The sequence below is a fragment of the Stenotrophomonas sp. YJH_SMC_40 genome (assembly GCF_059368615.1).
The window spans coordinates 17,535-34,210 of the sequence record NZ_JCAFRX010000001.1 but is presented as its reverse complement, the minus strand read 5'-3'; the positions used below and the strand labels follow the sequence as shown (position 1 = coordinate 34,210).

At 67.0% G+C, this 16,676-nt stretch carries 14 protein-coding genes; 5 read left to right on the top strand and 9 right to left on the bottom strand.

The window, feature by feature from the left end; translation table 11 throughout:
- Nucleotides 1-77: 77 nt before the first annotated feature.
- Together AC5P6X_RS00140 and AC5P6X_RS00135 are read right to left on the bottom strand one after the other, a co-directional pair.
- Nucleotides 78-2,501 carry a putative bifunctional diguanylate cyclase/phosphodiesterase gene (locus AC5P6X_RS00140; protein WP_329755876.1) on the bottom strand — a complete coding sequence of 808 codons (2,424 nt, stop codon included), beginning with the start codon at nt 2,499-2,501 and terminating at the stop codon, nt 78-80.
- Between the two features lie 218 nt (nt 2,502-2,719).
- Nucleotides 2,720-4,657: a DEAD/DEAH box helicase gene (locus AC5P6X_RS00135; protein ID WP_049448305.1), complete on the bottom strand. Its 1,938-nt coding sequence runs from the start codon at nt 4,655-4,657 to the stop codon at nt 2,720-2,722.
- A gap of 267 nt (nt 4,658-4,924) precedes the next feature.
- Here AC5P6X_RS00135 and AC5P6X_RS00130 point away from each other — a divergent pair, with 267 nt between their 5' ends.
- Entirely contained in the window at nt 4,925-5,146 is a 222-nt protein-coding gene (locus AC5P6X_RS00130) for an RNA-binding S4 domain-containing protein (protein ID WP_005408703.1), read from the top strand.
- A gap of 11 nt (nt 5,147-5,157) precedes the next feature.
- Here the strand turns inward: AC5P6X_RS00130 and ubiM are convergent, their stop codons facing one another.
- From ubiM to AC5P6X_RS00105, 5 genes are all read right to left on the bottom strand, one after another.
- The gene (ubiM, locus tag AC5P6X_RS00125; RefSeq protein WP_099605748.1) at nt 5,158-6,336 is read right to left on the bottom strand and encodes a 5-demethoxyubiquinol-8 5-hydroxylase UbiM; all 1,179 of its coding nucleotides are present in this window, start codon (nt 6,334-6,336) and stop codon (nt 5,158-5,160) included.
- Nucleotides 6,337-6,416: 80 nt separating this feature from the next.
- Complete coding sequence (locus tag AC5P6X_RS00120; RefSeq protein ID WP_099605747.1) at nt 6,417-6,806, bottom strand: MAPEG family protein; 390 nt, start codon at nt 6,804-6,806, stop codon at nt 6,417-6,419.
- A gap of 217 nt (nt 6,807-7,023) precedes the next feature.
- Entirely contained in the window at nt 7,024-7,422 is a 399-nt protein-coding gene (locus tag AC5P6X_RS00115) for an SMI1/KNR4 family protein (protein WP_075674959.1), read from the bottom strand.
- 60 nt (nt 7,423-7,482) lie between these two features.
- A complete protein-coding gene (locus AC5P6X_RS00110; RefSeq protein ID WP_088436630.1) occupies nt 7,483-8,028 on the bottom strand; it encodes a DUF4019 domain-containing protein in 546 nt (181 codons plus the stop codon).
- 58 nt (nt 8,029-8,086) lie between these two features.
- Nucleotides 8,087-9,250: a COG3904 family protein gene (locus tag AC5P6X_RS00105; RefSeq protein ID WP_088436629.1), complete on the bottom strand. Its 1,164-nt coding sequence runs from the start codon at nt 9,248-9,250 to the stop codon at nt 8,087-8,089.
- A gap of 583 nt (nt 9,251-9,833) precedes the next feature.
- Here AC5P6X_RS00105 and AC5P6X_RS00100 point away from each other — a divergent pair.
- The 3 genes from AC5P6X_RS00100 to AC5P6X_RS00090 all read left to right on the top strand — a co-directional run bounded on the left by AC5P6X_RS00100 (nt 9,834) and on the right by AC5P6X_RS00090 (nt 13,472).
- Nucleotides 9,834-11,312 carry an AlkA N-terminal domain-containing protein gene (locus AC5P6X_RS00100; RefSeq protein WP_329755877.1) on the top strand — a complete coding sequence of 493 codons (1,479 nt, stop codon included), beginning with the start codon at nt 9,834-9,836 and terminating at the stop codon, nt 11,310-11,312.
- On the top strand, nt 11,309-11,800 hold the full coding sequence (locus tag AC5P6X_RS00095) for a methylated-DNA--[protein]-cysteine S-methyltransferase (protein ID WP_149500879.1): 492 nt from the start codon (nt 11,309-11,311) through the stop codon (nt 11,798-11,800). Before AC5P6X_RS00100 ends, AC5P6X_RS00095 begins: the two co-directional genes overlap by 4 nt.
- A gap of 421 nt (nt 11,801-12,221) precedes the next feature.
- The gene (locus tag AC5P6X_RS00090) at nt 12,222-13,472 is read left to right on the top strand and encodes an alkaline phosphatase family protein (protein WP_329755878.1); all 1,251 of its coding nucleotides are present in this window, start codon (nt 12,222-12,224) and stop codon (nt 13,470-13,472) included.
- Nucleotides 13,473-13,572: 100 nt separating this feature from the next.
- On the opposite strand, the gene AC5P6X_RS00085 is transcribed toward AC5P6X_RS00090, so the two are convergent.
- Nucleotides 13,573-13,752: a 30S ribosomal protein THX gene (locus AC5P6X_RS00085; protein WP_004150462.1), complete on the bottom strand. Its 180-nt coding sequence runs from the start codon at nt 13,750-13,752 to the stop codon at nt 13,573-13,575.
- 110 nt (nt 13,753-13,862) lie between these two features.
- Complete coding sequence (locus AC5P6X_RS00080; protein WP_060380373.1) at nt 13,863-14,276, bottom strand: MerC domain-containing protein; 414 nt, start codon at nt 14,274-14,276, stop codon at nt 13,863-13,865.
- Between the two features lie 135 nt (nt 14,277-14,411).
- Between AC5P6X_RS00080 and AC5P6X_RS00075 the strand changes: the two genes are divergently transcribed.
- A complete protein-coding gene (locus AC5P6X_RS00075) occupies nt 14,412-16,619 on the top strand; it encodes a TonB-dependent receptor (RefSeq protein WP_099605143.1) in 2,208 nt (735 codons plus the stop codon).
- Nucleotides 16,620-16,676 lie beyond the last annotated feature (57 nt).

The following is a 16,676-nucleotide window of genomic DNA, read 5'->3' as shown; positions in this document are numbered from 1 at the left end:
ACTGCGCGCCGCCCCTGGGGCGCATTATCGCAGCCGGGCACGCCGCGCATGTGTAGACCAAAGTCGGCGCCCGCGGTTCAGCCAGCCGCCGGCGGCCCCTTCACCGCGACCAGCCGTACCGGGCGCAGATCGACCAGGGTCAGCCGCTCCAGCGGCTGCGGCCGTTCGATGGCATAGCCCTGCAGCCCCTGCACGCCAAGCCGGGTCAGCGCACCGGCAACCTCGGCGGTCTCCACCCACTCGGCCACCACTTCCATCTGCAGCTCGCGCCCGAGCTCGCTGATCGCGCGCACCGTGGCGTGGCTGACCGGGTCGGTATCCATGTCGCGCACGAAGGCGCCGTCGATCTTCAGGATGTCCGCCGGCAACTGGCGCAGGTAGCCGAAGGAAGACAGGCCGGAGCCGAAGTCATCCAGCGCCATCCGGCACCCCCGTGCCTTCACCGCATCGATGAAGGCGCGGGCCTGGCTGAGGTTGCTGATCGCCGCGGTCTCGGTGATCTCGAAGCACAACTTGGAGGCCAGCGCGCGGTTGCGCTCGAGCAGGTCGCAGACGAAGGCGAGGAATCCCGGCTCGGCGATCGACTGCGCGGACACGTTGACGTTGCACAGGCCCAGCTGGCGCACGTGCGCCGGGCACACCTGCAGGTGGCGGAACAGCAGCCCGAGCACGTGCCGGTCCAGCGCCACTGCCATGCCATAGCGCTCCACCGCCGGCATGAACTGGCCGGGCAGATGCAGACTGCCATCGGTACCACGCATGCGCACCAGCACCTCGTAGTGCAGGTAGGACGGATCGCCCACGCGGGCGATGCGCTGCGCATACAGCAGTATGCGATTCTCGGCCATCGCCAGGCTGACGCTCTGCAGGCGCTCGGCCTCCTGCCGCCGCTCCTCCAGCGCCATGCGGTTCTCATTGAAGCAGTGCACGCGGTTGCGCCCGGCCTGCTTGGCGGCATAGCAGGCGCTGTCGGCAGCACTCATCAACCAGTTCACGTCCGGCGCATCTGCACTGACCTCGACCACGCCGATGCTGCAGCTCAGCTGCGGGCTGCCCTCGCTGATCGGAAACGTGGCCTGGCCCAGGTTGCGGATCACCCGCTGCAGCACCCGCTTGGCTTCGTCCTGCCCGGCATGGGCGAGGAACACGGCGAACTCGTCGGCGCCCAGGCGGCCGACCCAGTCACCGTCACGCACGGCCGCCACCAGATAGTCGGCGAAGCTGCGCAGCATCTGGTCACCGGCGGCATGGCCGAAGCTGTCGTTGACCAGCTTGAAGTGGTCCAGGTTGATGTAGCACAGCGCATGCGTACCGCCATCACTGCGTACCTGCAGCAGCGCACGCTCCAGCAGCCGCTCGATCTCGCGGCGGTTGATCAGGCCGGTCAGCGGATCGTGGCTGGCGTGATGCTCGATCTCACGTGCCAATGCATGGTTCTGGCTGACATCCTCGATGATCGCAAACACCGACAGGCCGCCTCCCGCGCTGCGCACGCCGGTGCCACTCCAGCGCCCCCACACCAGGCTGCCATCGCGGCGGCAGAAGCGCAGTTCACTCGGCCGCAGCTGCCGGTCCCAGTCGATGCGGCCGACGCCATCGATGACCAGTTCGCCTTCCATCAACAGATCGCCGAGCGACATCTGCAGCAGCACGTCGCGTCGGTAGTCGAGGATGTCGGCCATCGCCTGGTTGGCTTCGATCACCTTGCCGTCGGTGTCGAGCTTGAGCATGCCGACATTGGCCTGGTAGAAGGCCGCACGGAAGCGGCTTTCATGCTCGGTCAGGTCCTTGCCGACGCGGCGCGCGAGGGCCACCGCCATCAGGCTGATCGCCAGCACCGACAACCCGCCGACCACAAGCGTGGCGATCCGTACCATCGTGGCCATGCGCAGCAACGCTTGCGAAAATGCCTGCGCCTGCACCTGCAGCCGCCGGTCCAGATCACGCAGTTGTTGCAGGTACCGATCGCGGTCCGCCGCTGGCAGCACGCCTTGGGCGTGCCCCGACTGCAGCTCGGCAACCAGCCGCTGCACGGCCAACAGATCATCGTCGGTCTGTCGCCACAGCGTGGTTGCTTCCCGGAATGCACCGATGTCGCGTGCATGGCGGAACGAGAACACCAGGCGTGGGATATCGGCGCGCGCGTTGCCACCCTGCAGGAAGCCCTGCCTGGCCTTTTCCTCGTCCGGTACCGCCTGTTCCAGCGCCAGCCGGGCCTGCAGATCACCCAATGGAATCCGCAGCGCCTGGCGCGCGTCATCCAGGTCCTGGGCGTGGCCACGCGCCAGGTAGCGGCTCAGCGCAGCGGTTGCATCCTGCTGCCCTCGTGACCAGTACCCCTGGCCGGCAATCCAGGCCGTCGAGGCTGCCTGCAGTTCCTGGATCAACGCGGACAACGCGACCAACCCGATCGCCATGCCCGTCAACAACGCAAAGCGAAATCCCAGCCCACGGGTCATCGGCACCCGCCGGCTCTGCTGGTCCGTGCCACTTCTACCCATCCCGGATCCCCCCGAATGTGCTGCGGTGACAACCTGCCTTGGAACCGGCCCAGCCTATGACCGGCAATGTGTGGGCCATGCGAAAAAGGGGACGGAGGGGATTAAGTCGTTTTCGGCATAAGCGCATGGCCTGCCATTTACGACTTAATCCCCTCCGTCCCCTTTTCCTGTACGCCAGCCCGGGGGCTGGCGTTGTTATGGACGGCTGCGGGTGCGGCTTAGAAGCTGCGCGGGCCGCGCGGCTTGAAGCCGTCACGACGCGGCGGCCGGCTGTCGCGGTCACCGCCGCGGTCGCCACCATGGCCACCCGGGCCACCACGACGCGGGCCACCCGGGCCGCCCGGGCCACGCTTGTCGAAGCGCGGCTTGAACGGACGCGGGGCCGGGCTGGTGTCTTCACCCGGAGCCAGCGCACGCATCTGCAGCTGCTGGCCGGACACCCACACCTTCTGCAGGTGAGATAGCACGTCCGGCGGCATCTGTGCCGGCAGGTCCAGCAGCGAGAAGTCGTCGTGGATGTCGATGCGGCCGATGAAGCGGCTTTCCAGGCCCGCTTCGTTGGCGATGGCGCCGACGATGTTGGCCGGCTTCACGCCATGCTGGTGGCCCACCGAAATGCGGTAGGTCTCCATGCCCTGCTCCGGTGCACCACGCGGCGGAACCTCACGGCGCGGACGCTGCTCGAAACCACCTTCGGCGTCGTCGCGACGCGGGCCACGCTCGAAGCGCGGACCACGCTCGTTGCGGTCGAATCGATCGCCACGCTCCGGACGGTCGCCACGGTCGAAACGCTCGCGCGGGGCGCGCTCTTCACGCGGGGCACGCACCGGCGGCTGCAGCAGGAACGGGGTGTCACCCTGCAGCATCTTGGCCAGCGCGGCGGCGATCTCGATGGCCGGCACGTTCTGCTCGTTCTCGAAGCGCTCCAGCAGCTGGCGGTAGAAGTCCAGGCCGCCGGCACCGAGGGTTTCGGTGATGCGCGAGGTGAACTTGTTGATGCGGGTGTCGTTGACCGCTTCCACGCTCGGCAGCTGCATCTCTTCGATCGGCTGGCGGGTGGCGCGCTCGATCTGGCGCAGCATGCCCTTCTCGCGCGGGGTGGCGAACAGGATCGCCTCGCCGCTGCGGCCGGCACGGCCGGTACGGCCGATGCGGTGCACGTAGCTTTCGGTGTCGTACGGAATGTCGTAGTTCAGCACGTGGCTGATGCGCTCCACGTCCAGGCCGCGCGCAGCCACGTCGGTGGCAACCAGGATGTCCAGCTTGCCTTCCTTCAGCATGGCGATGGTGCGCTCACGCTGGGCCTGCTGCATGTCACCGTTGATGGCGGCAGCGGCCAGGCCACGGGCCTGCAGCTTGCTGGCGAGTTCTTCGGTGCCGGCCTTGGTGCGCGCGAAGATGATCATCGCGTCGAACGGCTCGACTTCCAGGATGCGGGTCAGCGCATCCAGCTTGTGCATGCCGCTCACCCACCAGTAACGCTGGCGGATGTTGGCCGAGGTGGTGGTCTTGGCCGCGATGGTCACTTCCACCGGGTCCTGCAGGTAGGTCTGCGCGATGCGGCGGATCTGCGGCGGCATGGTGGCCGAGAACAGGGCCACCTGGCGCTGCTCCGGCAGCTTCTTCAGCACCGCTTCGACGTCGTCGATGAAGCCCATGCGCAGCATTTCATCGGCTTCGTCCAGCACCAGGGTCTTCAGCTCGGACAGGTCCAGGGTGCTGCGGTCGAGGTGGTCGATCACGCGACCGGGGGTACCGACCACGATATGCACGCCACGGCGCAGCGCCGACAGCTGCTGCCCGTAAGGCTGGCCGCCGTACACCGGCAGCACGCGGAAACCCGGGATCTTCGACGAGTAGGACTGGAACGCCTCGGCGACCTGGATGGCCAGTTCGCGGGTCGGCGCCAGGATCAGGGCCTGCGGCTTGATCTGCTGCAGGTCGATGTTGGACAGTACCGGCAGCGCGAACGCGGCGGTCTTGCCGGTACCGGTCTGGGCCTGGCCCAGCACGTCGCGGCCTTCCAGCATCGCCGGGATGGTGGCGGCCTGGATCGGCGACGGGGTTTCGTAGCCGATGGCGGTGACCGCCTGCATCACGGGCTCGGACAGGCCGAGCTGCGCGAACTGCAGCGGCGCTTGGGAATCTTGGGACATGGGGAACTCCGAAGGCACTGCCGTCTTCCTGGCAGTGCGATAAAAAAGGGATGGTCCGCGCTTTGGGCGCCCTTCTTATCGCGTGCCCTGGCGCTGCTCGGTCGGAGGAGATTTCACTCGCTCAGAGCGGGATGATACCGCATTGATCCTGAACGAGGCGTACAGCTTTCCGTGCGCGTGCCGTCATGCCCCGTGCTGGCGCACAATACGCGCCCTCTTCCCGGCCCGGCCGCTGGCCTGCGCCCCTCTTCCCAGGAACCCCGCTCCATGCAGATTCTCGAATTCGACCTCGACGGTGACTACGTCGAACTCAAGCAGCTGCTCAAGCTGGCCGACCTGGTCACCAGCGGCGGCGAAGCCAAGATGGTCATCAGCGAAGGCCTGGTGCGGGTCGACGGCGAAGTCGAACTGCGCAAGGCCTGCAAGATCCGCGCAGGCCAGGTGGTCGAGTTCGCCGACAGCCAGATCCGGGTGCTGGCCGCCGGCTGATGTGAGGCTGTTCAGGCTACGCGCTGGGTCAGGTGCGAGGCAATCAGCTGCCTGAACGGTGCCACGCCCTGCGCCAGGCGCAGGCCGGCCGCCCGCAGCAGCCGCGCCGGGCGGCGATCGTCGGTGTACAGGCTGGCGATCGCATTGGTGGCCTCGTACAGCGGCCGCGACGCCAGCCGGTGACCCCGTTGGTAGCTCGCCAGCATGCCGGCGGCGGCAATGTCGGCACCGCGACGCTGCTGCGCGACGATGCCCTGCGCCAGCCGCTGTGCGCTGGCCAGGCCCAGGTTGAAGCCATGCGCGGTGACCGGGTGCATGCCGACGGCGGCATCGCCGATCAGCGCCGAACGCTCGCCGACAAAACGGTGCGCGTACACACCCACCAGCGGATACGCCTGTGGCGTGGCCACTGGCTGCATGCGGCCCAAGCGGTGTTCGAAGCAACCGCTGATGGCTTCACCGAAGGCCACCTCATCCATCGCCAGCAGTTCTTCAATCTGCCGCGGCGGCAGCGTGATCACTGCTGATGCCTGGCCCTCGTTGAGCGGCAGCAACGCCATCGTGCGGCCGTAGCCGAACCATTCCCAGGCAGTGTGGTGATGGTCGCGCTCGACCTGCATGCGGCACACCAGCATGGACTTGCCGAAGTCGCGCATCTGCGCACCGATGCCAAGCATGCGGCGGGTGGCGGAGAAGCGGCTGTCAGCGGCCACCAGCAGCCGCGCATGAAGTTGGCTGCCGTCATCGAGTTTGACCACCTGGCCCTGCGCATCGGCCTGCACGCCCAGCACCTTGCGCCCGTCGAACAGTTCCAGGCCGTCCTGCCCCTGCACGGCATCCCATGCAGCGCGGCGGATCAGATGGTTGGGCACCAGCCAGCCCAGCGGCTGGCCGTCGACCTGGCTGCTGGCGAAGGTCAGCGCGAACGGCGAGCCGCCGTTCATCACCCTGGCATCGCGTAGTTCGGCGACTTCGGCCTGCGGCAGGCGCTGCCACAGCCCCAGCTGCTCCATGCTCTGCCGCGAGGCATGGGTCAACGCGATCTCCCGGCCATCGAAGGCGGCCTCGGCCAGCGCCTGGCGCGGCTGCACTTCGACCAGCCCGACCTGCAGGCCACTACCGGCCAGCGCACGCGCGAAGCACAGACCCGCCGGTCCGGCGCCGACCACCACCACGTCCATCCTGCGCATGCGCGCCTCCTGCCGTTGATTCAGTCCGGGCCAGCATAGCGCTACGCACCTGACCGGCCTTGATCTGGATCAGGCCGGGATCACAACAACGCGAACACCAGCGCCAGGATCGACAGCAGCGACACCGCCCACACCAGGCTGCGCACATAGGGCACACCTGCGGCGTACAGCGGCAGATAGACCACGCGCGCCCAGAAGTAGGCCTGCGCGGCCAGTGCCGTGGTGTCGTTGCCGCGACCGGCCACCACCACTGCGATGGCGGCGGCGGCGAAGAACGGGAACGTCTCCAGGAAGTTGGCCTGCGCACGCTGCAGGCGACCGGCCAGCGCACTGACCGGCTTGGCCTCGCCGTCGCGTGCCGAGGCATTCCACTTCATCCCGCGCTCGCGGGTGACCACGGTGGAGGTGGCGAAGATGTAGACGAAGCCCAGCACGATCGACCAGGCCAGCATTGTCAGTTCAGTTGCCATTTGCTCATCCACAGGGCGACAGGTTGAACGGAGGATCCTTAATTACTTCGACTCATTACGCAGACTGCTGATAATTCGGTTCCAGTACCGCACAGCTTCAAAGTGCTGCTGTCTCGTCAACCACGTTTTATTCTCTGGACAGAACGGATCACCGCCAACGATAACGGGCTTGATCTCGAACAACTCCATGCCCCTGGGACGCGAATGCTTATCCAGATCAATCATCCTGTTCTGCCAGCTGAGCAAACAGATCGGGAATGTCCCGCGCTACCGAGATCGCATACTGACGATCCATACCTATGAAGGGAACCCGAACCACCGGCATTGCCACATCAAATGTGTCAAACCCATACCCCTCACCTCCGCCATTGGAAGCGAACAGGAATATTCCCGGAGCATATGTCTCGACCTCATACTCACGATTGAAATCGACCACTTCTTCGACTTTCCAGAAAATAATGTAGTTGTCACCAATGAATCCCTCACCGCCATCGTGGGCCTTGAAGAATTCAATGTAACTTTCAGGGAGCGCAAATCCCACGCGCGTTGACAGACCAGCGACAGCCAAAGCGGCAGCCGGACTATTAAGCTGACCCTCGGTCAGATGATATTGCATCGTTGTTTTTCCAAGCATCTCTGCAAATGGCTCCGCCAATGAATTACCTGCTAACGACCCTCAGGGTGCCGACGCACGCAGGCTGTATCCGGCCAGGCGCCACACCTGGTCCTCGTCGAAACGGAATGAGACCAGCTCGCGCACCGGCTGTGCGCTGTTGGCGAAACGGGTCGGGAAACTGACGTTGATGTACAGCCCTTCCGGCACCGCGGCACCGGCGCTGTACTTGACCCGGGTGATGGTCGGCTGGCCGCGGCCGGCCAGCGCACCCAGGCGCGTGCGCTCGGTGGTCAACTGGCTGACGAAGGCGGCCTTTGGTACTGCGCGGCGCGCGACGGCCGAAGCGCCATCCCACAATTCGCCGGCGCGGTTGGTGTCAACCAGCTGCGCCGCCTTCACTGCAGCCGCGCCCATTTCCGCATCCTGTTTCTGCACCTGTGCCTGCTGCGCGGCGGTCAACGCCGGAGCACCGGCGGTGGCCGGTTTCGCAGCCGCCGGCGATGCGGGGGCCGGGCGTGCCGGAGCCGGTGCAGGCGTGGCCGGCGCAGGTGCCTGCGCCAATGCGGTCAGGGGCAGCAGGGACAGCAGCAGGAGCACGCGCTTCATGGACACCGCCGGTTTTCTGGAGAGAACCGCAGTCTACGCCAGCGCGGTGACTATGCCGTCAGCGTGCCGGGGCGTTGCCCTCCACCGCTGCCGCATCAGCCTGCGCGGCGGGCGCGGCGGTGTTCACTGGCGCCTGTTCGGCCACCGGCGGCGGCTCCGACGGTGCCGGTGGCAGCGTTGCCACATCGATCTCCGACAGTGGGCTTTCTTCCGGGCATACCGCATCCGGGAAGCCGAAGCGCTGCTTCAGTGCCTGGCCGCAGCTGTTGATCGATTCCATGTCGGCGCCTTCGCGCTTGCACTGCTGGTCGAAGGCGATCAGGAACGCGTCCTTGCGCTGCACGAAGTCATCGCCACAGGCGCGCATCTGCTTGATCCGCTCCAGATCGTCCTGCACCGCATTGGTGCCATCCAGGCCGTACTGGCGCAGCTCGTCCGGGGTGAGCAGGCGCAGGCTGCGGTTGGGCACGGTCATCATCAGGTCGGCCACACCCACCGCCACGCCGTTGCGCTGCAGGTAGTCCTTCACGTTGTCGTAGACCTCGTGCAGCTCGCGATTGAGTTCCGCGCGCGAGGTGGCCTTGGAGCTGATCCGCATCATGCGATGGATGCCGACCTTGCCCGACAGCAGGCGGTTGTCACCGGCGGCCAGCACGAACACGCAGGCACTGTGGCAGATCGAGCCCTCGCGCACCCAGATCGTCCAGCCCGATTCACCGATGCTGTCGCCGGCGACGATCGCCGATTCCACCTGGCCGCCGCTGGAATCCAGGTCGAGGATGCGCTTGTGGATCTTCTGCTCGTCAGCGACCACGGCCAGTCGCCACATCATCTCGGCGAAGCCCGGATTGATCTTGCCGGCGTAACGCACACGCATCAGGCCACGTTCGGCGCACGGCGTCAGCGCCTGGGTGATCTGCTCGCGCTGCAGGCCCTCCAGCTCGACGCCATCGCCCGCCTCACCGGCGTACTCGGTACTGCAGCTGACCCAGGCGCGGCCATTCTCCAACTGCGCCTGCGGCCACGGCCGATCCGCCCGGCTGCGCGGCGGCGCCGGCGGTGGCGGTGCGTCAGCCGCATTGATCGACACCATGTTCTCGCCATCGCTGGCCGGCGCGCGCGCGGCCTTGTCGGCGGCGGTGACATTGCCCGGATTCTCCAGCTGGCTGCAGCCCGCCAGGGCCAGGCACAACAGGGGCAACCAGCGGAGTTTGGCGGACATCGGGCAACCAGTCTTCACGTGAGCAAGAGCCACAGTCTACCCGTCCGGGGCACGCATTCAGCGCGTGGCACTGAACCCCTTCTGACCCTTGGGAAAAGCGTGTCGACCAAGGTCGACACCCACCAACAGCAGCGCAGAACGCCCGCAAGACATGTCGCAGGAACCTCTCCAAGGCGGGGTGGGTCCGGTTGCAGGGGCGTGAGCGCCATGGGCCCGAGGCATGCCTCGGGCGGGTTGGGCAGGACGCCCAACCCCGGTCTTGCCGTGTGCGCAGGACAGCGCACACGAGCAAGCGGCGACCGAGCTTACATGGGTGAAGGCGCTTTGCTTGCGAAGCACTGCTTCGCAAGCGCCCGAACGCACAGCCGCCAGCGGCTGGGCCGGGCCCCGGAGGGGTACTTGCAGCGTCCCCTGCAACCGGACCCACCCCGCCCTGCTGCAGGAAACCAGCTTCTGCCGTTGCCGTTGCCGGCCAGCGGCCTGCACTACCGCGGGTGCCGGGCGCAGCCCTGCCAGATCCCCCTTCAGCATCCATGTCCGAATGTGGCGAGTATCGCCGTCGCCAGAGGCCTAGACTGGCGCCATGGACACCGCCCTCGCCCTCGACACCGCCGCCTGCGACCGCGCCCGCCTGGCCCGTGACGCACGCTTCGACGGCGTTTTCTTCACCGCCGTGCGCAGCACCGGCATCTATTGCCGCCCCGTCTGCCCGGCGCCGCCGCCGAAGCCACGCAACATCACGTACTATCCGACCGCTGCCGCGGCCGCTGCTGCCGGCTACAGGCCGTGCCTGCGCTGCCGCCCCGAACTGGCACCGCAGGCCCAGCAGGCACTGGCCGGGCAAACCGTGCAGCGCGCCCTCGCCATCATCCACGGCGGCTTCCTGCAGGAGCAGCCCGTTGCAGACCTCGCGCAGAAGATCGGCCTCAGCGCGCGCCAGCTGCAGCGCCTGTTCGTCGAACATCTCGGCGCAACACCCGGGCAGATCCATGCCACCCACCGCCTGCTGCTGGCCAAGCAACTGCTGACCGAAACCACGCTGCCGGTGACCGATGTTGCGCTGGCCGCCGGCTACAACAGTCTGCGCCGCTTCAATACCGCCTTCCTGCAGGGCTGCGGCATGGCACCGACGGCGCTGCGTCGCCAGCACCAGCCGCTGGCCGCCGATGGCGGCGGCCTGGTACTGCGGCTCGTGTACCGCCCACCGTTGGACTTCCCGCGCATGCTGGCCTTCCTGCGCAAGCGCAGCCTGCCTGGCATCGAACTGATCGGCGAAGACAGCTACCAGCGCGTGCTCGGCACACCCGAGCGCCCCACCCTGCTGCGCGTCACCGCCGACCCGAAGCGCCCGGAGCTGCGTCTGCAGCTGGGCGCGGTCGACCCGCGCCTGATCCCCGACATCGTGCGCCGTGTGCGTCGTGTGTTCGATCTGGACGCCGACCTGCAGCAGGTCCATGCCGCCCTGGGCGAGGAACCGCTGCTGGCACGCGGCATCGCCGAACGCCCGGGGCTGCGCGTTCCGGGCGGCTGGGATGGCTTCGAGGTCGGCGTACGCGCCGTGCTCGGCCAGCAGGTCAGCGTCGCCGCCGCCACCACCTTTGCGCGGCGTCTGGTGGATGCGTATGGGGCGCATCTGCCGGGCATGCCGTCCGAGTTCGATCGCCAGTTCCCAGCGCCCGAGGTGCTGGCCGAGGCGCCGCTGGAATCAATCGGCCTGCCGCGCAGCCGCGCCGCCACGGTGCGTGCGCTGGCCGCTGCATGTGCCAGCGGCCAGCTCGACTTCGGACCCGGGCAGGCCCTGGAAGACTTTGTTGCGCGCTGCGTGGCATTGCCCGGCATCGGCCCGTGGACCGCGCAGTACATCGCCCTGCGCGGGCTCGGCCAGCCCGATGCCTTCCCCGCCGGCGACCTGGTGCTGCAGCAGGTGCTCGGCCACGCACAGGGCCAGCGCCTGAGCGAACGTGCAACTGAAGCGCGCTCGCAACCGTGGCGCCCGTGGCGCGCCTACGCCGTGCTGCACCTGTGGCACCTGTCCGGCACGTTCGTTGGAGAACCGACATGACCCTGTTGTTTGATCGCTTCGACAGCCCCATCGGCGTGCTGACCATCGCCGGTGATGAGCGTGGCCTGTCACATGTGCTGTTCCCGGAAAACCGCCATCCGGCGCGCGGACGCGACGACTGGCACTACGCACCGGATGCCCTGCCGGAAGCACGCGAACAGCTGCTGCAGTTCCTGCACGGCGAGCGCAACAGCTTCGACCTTGTGCTGGCGCCACGTGGCACGCCGTTCCAGCTGCGCGTATGGCAGGCGCTGGCACTGATTCCGTTCGGCCATACCTGGAGTTACCTGCAGCTGGCGCAGCACCTCGGCCAGCCCAGTGCGACCCGCGCGGTCGGCGCGGCCAACGGGCGCAATCCGCTGCCGATCATCCTGCCCTGCCATCGCGTGATCGGCAGCAACGGCGCATTGACCGGTTTCGGCGGCGGACTGGAAACCAAGGCCGCGCTGCTGCGGCTGGAACAACGCCAGGCCCCGCTGTTCGCGTGAAAGGGCTGGCCGGGCTGCGCCCGGCACCCGCAGAGGCTAGAGCAACAGCAACAGCGGGCTTCCTGCGGGGAGGCAGGGTGGGTCCAGTTGCAGGGGACGCTGCAAGTACGTCCCTGTAAGCTCGGTCGCGCCATCCATGGCGCTCACGCCCCTGCAACCGGACCCACCCAGCCTTCGACAGGTTCCGGCGATCTGTCCGAACGTCATTCTGCGCAACTGTTGGTAGGTGTCGACCTTGGTCGACACGGTAGATCCACGCCATGCGTGGATGGAAGCATCAGGAATTGTGTCTGGAGAAAAGCCCCCTTCCTGTTGAAGGGGGCGCGCCGACAGGCGCGGGGATAAGGAAAAATGCGCGGACACGGCGCGCGATAGCGCGCCGTGTCTTGGGCGCGTCATTGCGCGGGCTTATCATGCGTGGATGACTTCCGTACGCCTGACCTGCGCGCTGGCGCTGCTGCTGCCATTGGCGGCCTGCACCACCGCGCCCGCCCCTTCCGCCTCCGTTCCCGGTTCCGCCGCTGGGGCTTCGCCTCCGAAGCTGCTGCTGATCTCCATCGACGGCCTGCGCGCCGATGCGCTGGACCGTGGGCTCACTCCGAACCTGCAGCGACTGATCGACGGCGGCGTGCGTGCACGCTGGATGACGGCGTCCTATCCGTCGCTGACCTTCCCCAACCACTACACCATCGTCACCGGCCTGCGGCCGGACCACCACGGCATCGTCAACAACAGCATGGACGATGCAACCCTGGGCCGTTTCGAACTGAGCAACCGCGACGCGGTCACCACCAGCGGCTGGTGGGGTGGCGAACCGATCTGGGTCAGTGCCGAGAACGCTGGCGTACGTTCGGCCACCACGGCGTGGCCGGGCAGTGAGTCTGAAATCCGCGGCGTGCGCCCCAGCAAGTGGCGCGTATACGACGGCAAGGAACCGCTGGAGCAGCGGGCCGGCATCGTGCTCGACTGGCTGGCGCAGACCGATGCTGATGCACCGCGCCTCACCACGCTGTACATGGAACACGTGGACAAGGCCGGCCACAACTACGGCCCCGGGTCGAAGCAGTACGCCGACGCCATCGTGCGCGCCGACCAGATCGTCGGCCAGGTGCTCGACGGGCTGCAGCAGCGCGATCTGGCCAAGACCACCAACGTGATCGTCGTGTCCGACCACGGCATGGCCAGCGTCGCCGACGGCAACGTGATCGCCACCGAGTCGATGGCCGACCCGGCCATTGCACGCAATATCAGCCAGGGCCAGTCGGTGGGTTTTGCGCCGGTCGCCGGCCGCGAAGCGGAAGCCGAACGCGCCCTGCTCGGACGCCACGCGCACTACGAATGCTGGAAGAAGGAGAACCTGCCGGCACGCTGGCACTACGGCACGCATCCGCGGGTTCCGGCCATCGTCTGTGTCATGGATGAAGGCTGGGATGCCCTGCACCAGGAGAAGATCGCCAAGCGTGCGAAGCAGGATCGAGGTTCGCATGGCTACGACAACGCACTGCCTTCCATGCGCGCAGTGTTCGTGGCCGGCGGCCCGTCGTTCCGCCAGGGCCTGGTGATCGATGGCTTCGACAACGTCGATGTCTATCCGCTGCTGGCCCACCTGCTGCAGGTACCGGCCGCGCCGAACGATGGCAATCCGGAAACGCTGAAGAAGACACTGCGCTGATGCGGTTGTAGAGCCGAACCCACGCTCGGCTCACCGGACAGGCATAAAAAAACGCGGCGCCAGGCGCCGCGTTTTTCATTGAACCGGTCGTTCGACCGGATCAGGCCTTGGCGACGGCCTTCTTCGCCACAGCCTTCTTCGCCGGAGCCTTGGCCACGGTCTTCTTGGCAACCGGAGCGGCGGCGCCTACGGCGACCTTGCTGGCGGTGTGCGAACGGGCGTTGCCATAGCTGGCGTTGTAGCGCTTGCCCTTGGCGGTCTTGCGGTCACCCTTACCCATGTCTTCAACTCCTCAAATGTGAAATCTGGTTACCCCGTACTGACACGGGTTCGGCGGGGCCGCCTTGCTGGGCGCCCCCGCGCACGATCGAAAATCCTATCACGGAGCGCCTAGTGCGCGCAGCTGGCGTCGTGCACGTGACCGTGGTTGAGGCGCAGGTTGACCAGATGGGCCACACCCACCAGCAGGCCACCGATGGTCATCACCACCGCGTGCGGCACCGCATTGTGGTGCAGCGGGTCATACAGCACGCCGGCCCACAATGCGACCAGGCCGGGAACCAGGAAGCCCAGCGCACGCAGCGCACCGTGCCGGCGGTAGCCCCAGACCAGGCTGAACAACCCCAGCAGGGTCACGAACACCACCAGCGCCTGTTCCACGCCGTCGCTCAGCCAGAACGACAGACCCAATGAAGGCGCTGCGGCCAGCAGCACCGGGATCACCGCGCAGTGCACCGCGCACAGCATCGAACCAGTGGCGCCGAAACGGTCGAGCAGGTGGCGCAGGCGTGAGGACAGGGACATGACTTCCAGCAGGGTCGGCGAATCGTTATGGAATAATATAACATCCCTCTCCGACCCGCACGGTTTCCCTCCCCCTGTCCCATCGACGGGATTCGTGCGCCCCGCGATTGATACATTGTAACAAAGGACCCGTCCATGCCCGCCCATACCCCACGGCTCAAGCCGCATTCCCTGGCCCTGGCCCTCGCCGCCCTGCTGCCGTCCGTCGCCTTTGCAGCCGGCCAGGACACCGCCCATCGTGACCGCCACCTGACCGAGCTGTCGTCGGTGCAGGTCACCGCGTCGCCGCTGCAGGGTGACGCCGAATCGCTGGCACGCCCGGTGGAGGTGCTGGCCGGTGAACGCCTGGACGAGCAGAAGGCCGGCACCCTCGGCGATACCGTGGCCAAGCTGCCCGGCGTGCAGAGCACCTTCTTCGGCCCCGGCGTCGGCCGCCCGATCATCCGTGGCCAGGAAGGCCCGCGCGTGGCCGTGCTGTCCAACGGCATGGGCAACATGGATGCGTCCACGGTCAGCGCCGACCACGCCACCAGCATCGAACCGTTCCTGGCCGACCAGATCGAAGTACTGAAGGGCCCGGCCACGCTGCTGTTCGGCAGCGGCGCCATTGGTGGTGCGGTCAATGTGGTCGACGGGCGCATCGCGCGCGAGCTGCCTGAGCGGCCGCTCAGCGGTCGTGCCGAACTGCGCGGCAATTCGGTGAACAAAGAGCGCAGCGGCATGTTCCGCCTCGATGGCGTCAGCGGCAACGTCGTGCTGCATGTGGATGGCCTGGTCCGCAATGGCGACGACTACCGCATTCCCGGCTACGCGGTAATCGACAGCCTGGAAGACCACCACGACGACCACGACCATGATCATGCGGGCGAGGAAGGCGAAGAGCCGCGCCGCGGCCGCCTCGACAACAGCTCGATCCGCACCCGCGCCGGTGGCGTCGGCGCAACGTGGCTGGGCGACGGCGGCTACTTCGGCGTATCGGCCAGTACCTACCGCACCAACTACGGCATTCCCAATGGCGCGCACGTGCACGCCGATGGTGACGATCATGGCCATGACCACGGTCACGACCATGGCGACGAAGAGGAAGGCGGCGACGAGCACGACGTGCGCATCGACATGGTGCAGAACCGCTTCGAGACCAAGGCCGGCATCTACAACCCGGTCTCGTTCCTGAAGAACATCAACGCACGCGTGGCCTACACCGACTACGAACACGTGGAGCTGGAAGCCGGTACGCCGTCGACCCGCTTCACCAACCGCGGCATCGAAGCGCGCCTGGAAGCGGTGCAGCAGCAGATCGGCGGCTGGGACGGCGCCTTCGGCCTGCAGTTCGGCAACAGTGATTTCGGTGCCAAGGGCGAAGAAGCGTTCGTTCCGGATACCGGCACGAAGAACATCGGCCTGTTCGTGCTGCAGGAAAAGCAGTTCGGCCCGTTCAAGCTGGAACTGGGCGGCCGCCACGACCAGGTCAAGCTGGACCCGAGCGGTGACTACCGCCGCCGCACCTTCGGCGCCACCAACCTGTCTGCCGCTGGCATCTGGAAGCTCAACGATGCCGTTGACCTGCGCATCGGCGTGGACAGCTCCGAGCGAGCACCGACCAACGAAGAGCTGTATGCCGCCGGCGCGCACATCGCCACCCGTTCGCTGGAAATCGGCGACGCCAACCTGAAGACCGAGCGCGGCCAGCGCGTGGAACTGGGTATCCACACCCACAGCGAGCGCCTGGACTTCTCCGCGTCGGTCTACCAGACCAGGTTCAAGGACTTCATCTACCTGGCCGACACCGGCATCACCGAGGGCCTGCCAGTGCGCACCTGGACGCAGCAGGACGCGGTGTTCCGCGGTGCCGAGGCCGAAGCGCTGGTACACCTGTTCGAGGGCGGCGCCGGTGACTGGGACCTGCGCCTGTTCGGCGACTACGTGAAGGCCAAGCTGGATGGCAGCGGCAGCCGCAACCTGGACATCGCCGTGCCGCACGGCGACCACAACCACAACTACACGGTGGAACTGGCCAACACCGGCTATCTGCCGCGCATCGCACCGGCCCGCGTCGGCGCCGACCTGCGCTGGTCGAAGGACGGCTGGCGCGCGTCGGTCGGTGCGGTGCGCTACAGCCGCCAGAAGGACGTCGCCCAGAACGAAGCCCCGAGCGACGGCTACACCTTGGTCGACGCGCACTTGGCCTACCGCTGGGATCGCAACGCCAACAACAGCTACGAGGTGTTCCTGGATGGCAGCAACCTGACCAACCGCGAAGTGCGTCCGCATACCTCGCTGCTGCGCGACTACTCGCCGCTGCCAGGCCGTGGTGTCGCATTCGGCATCCGCGCGTTCTTCTGATCGCACACGGCGGGGTCGCAGCCCTTCTCGAAGGAAAGGGCTCTGACCCCCACGCCA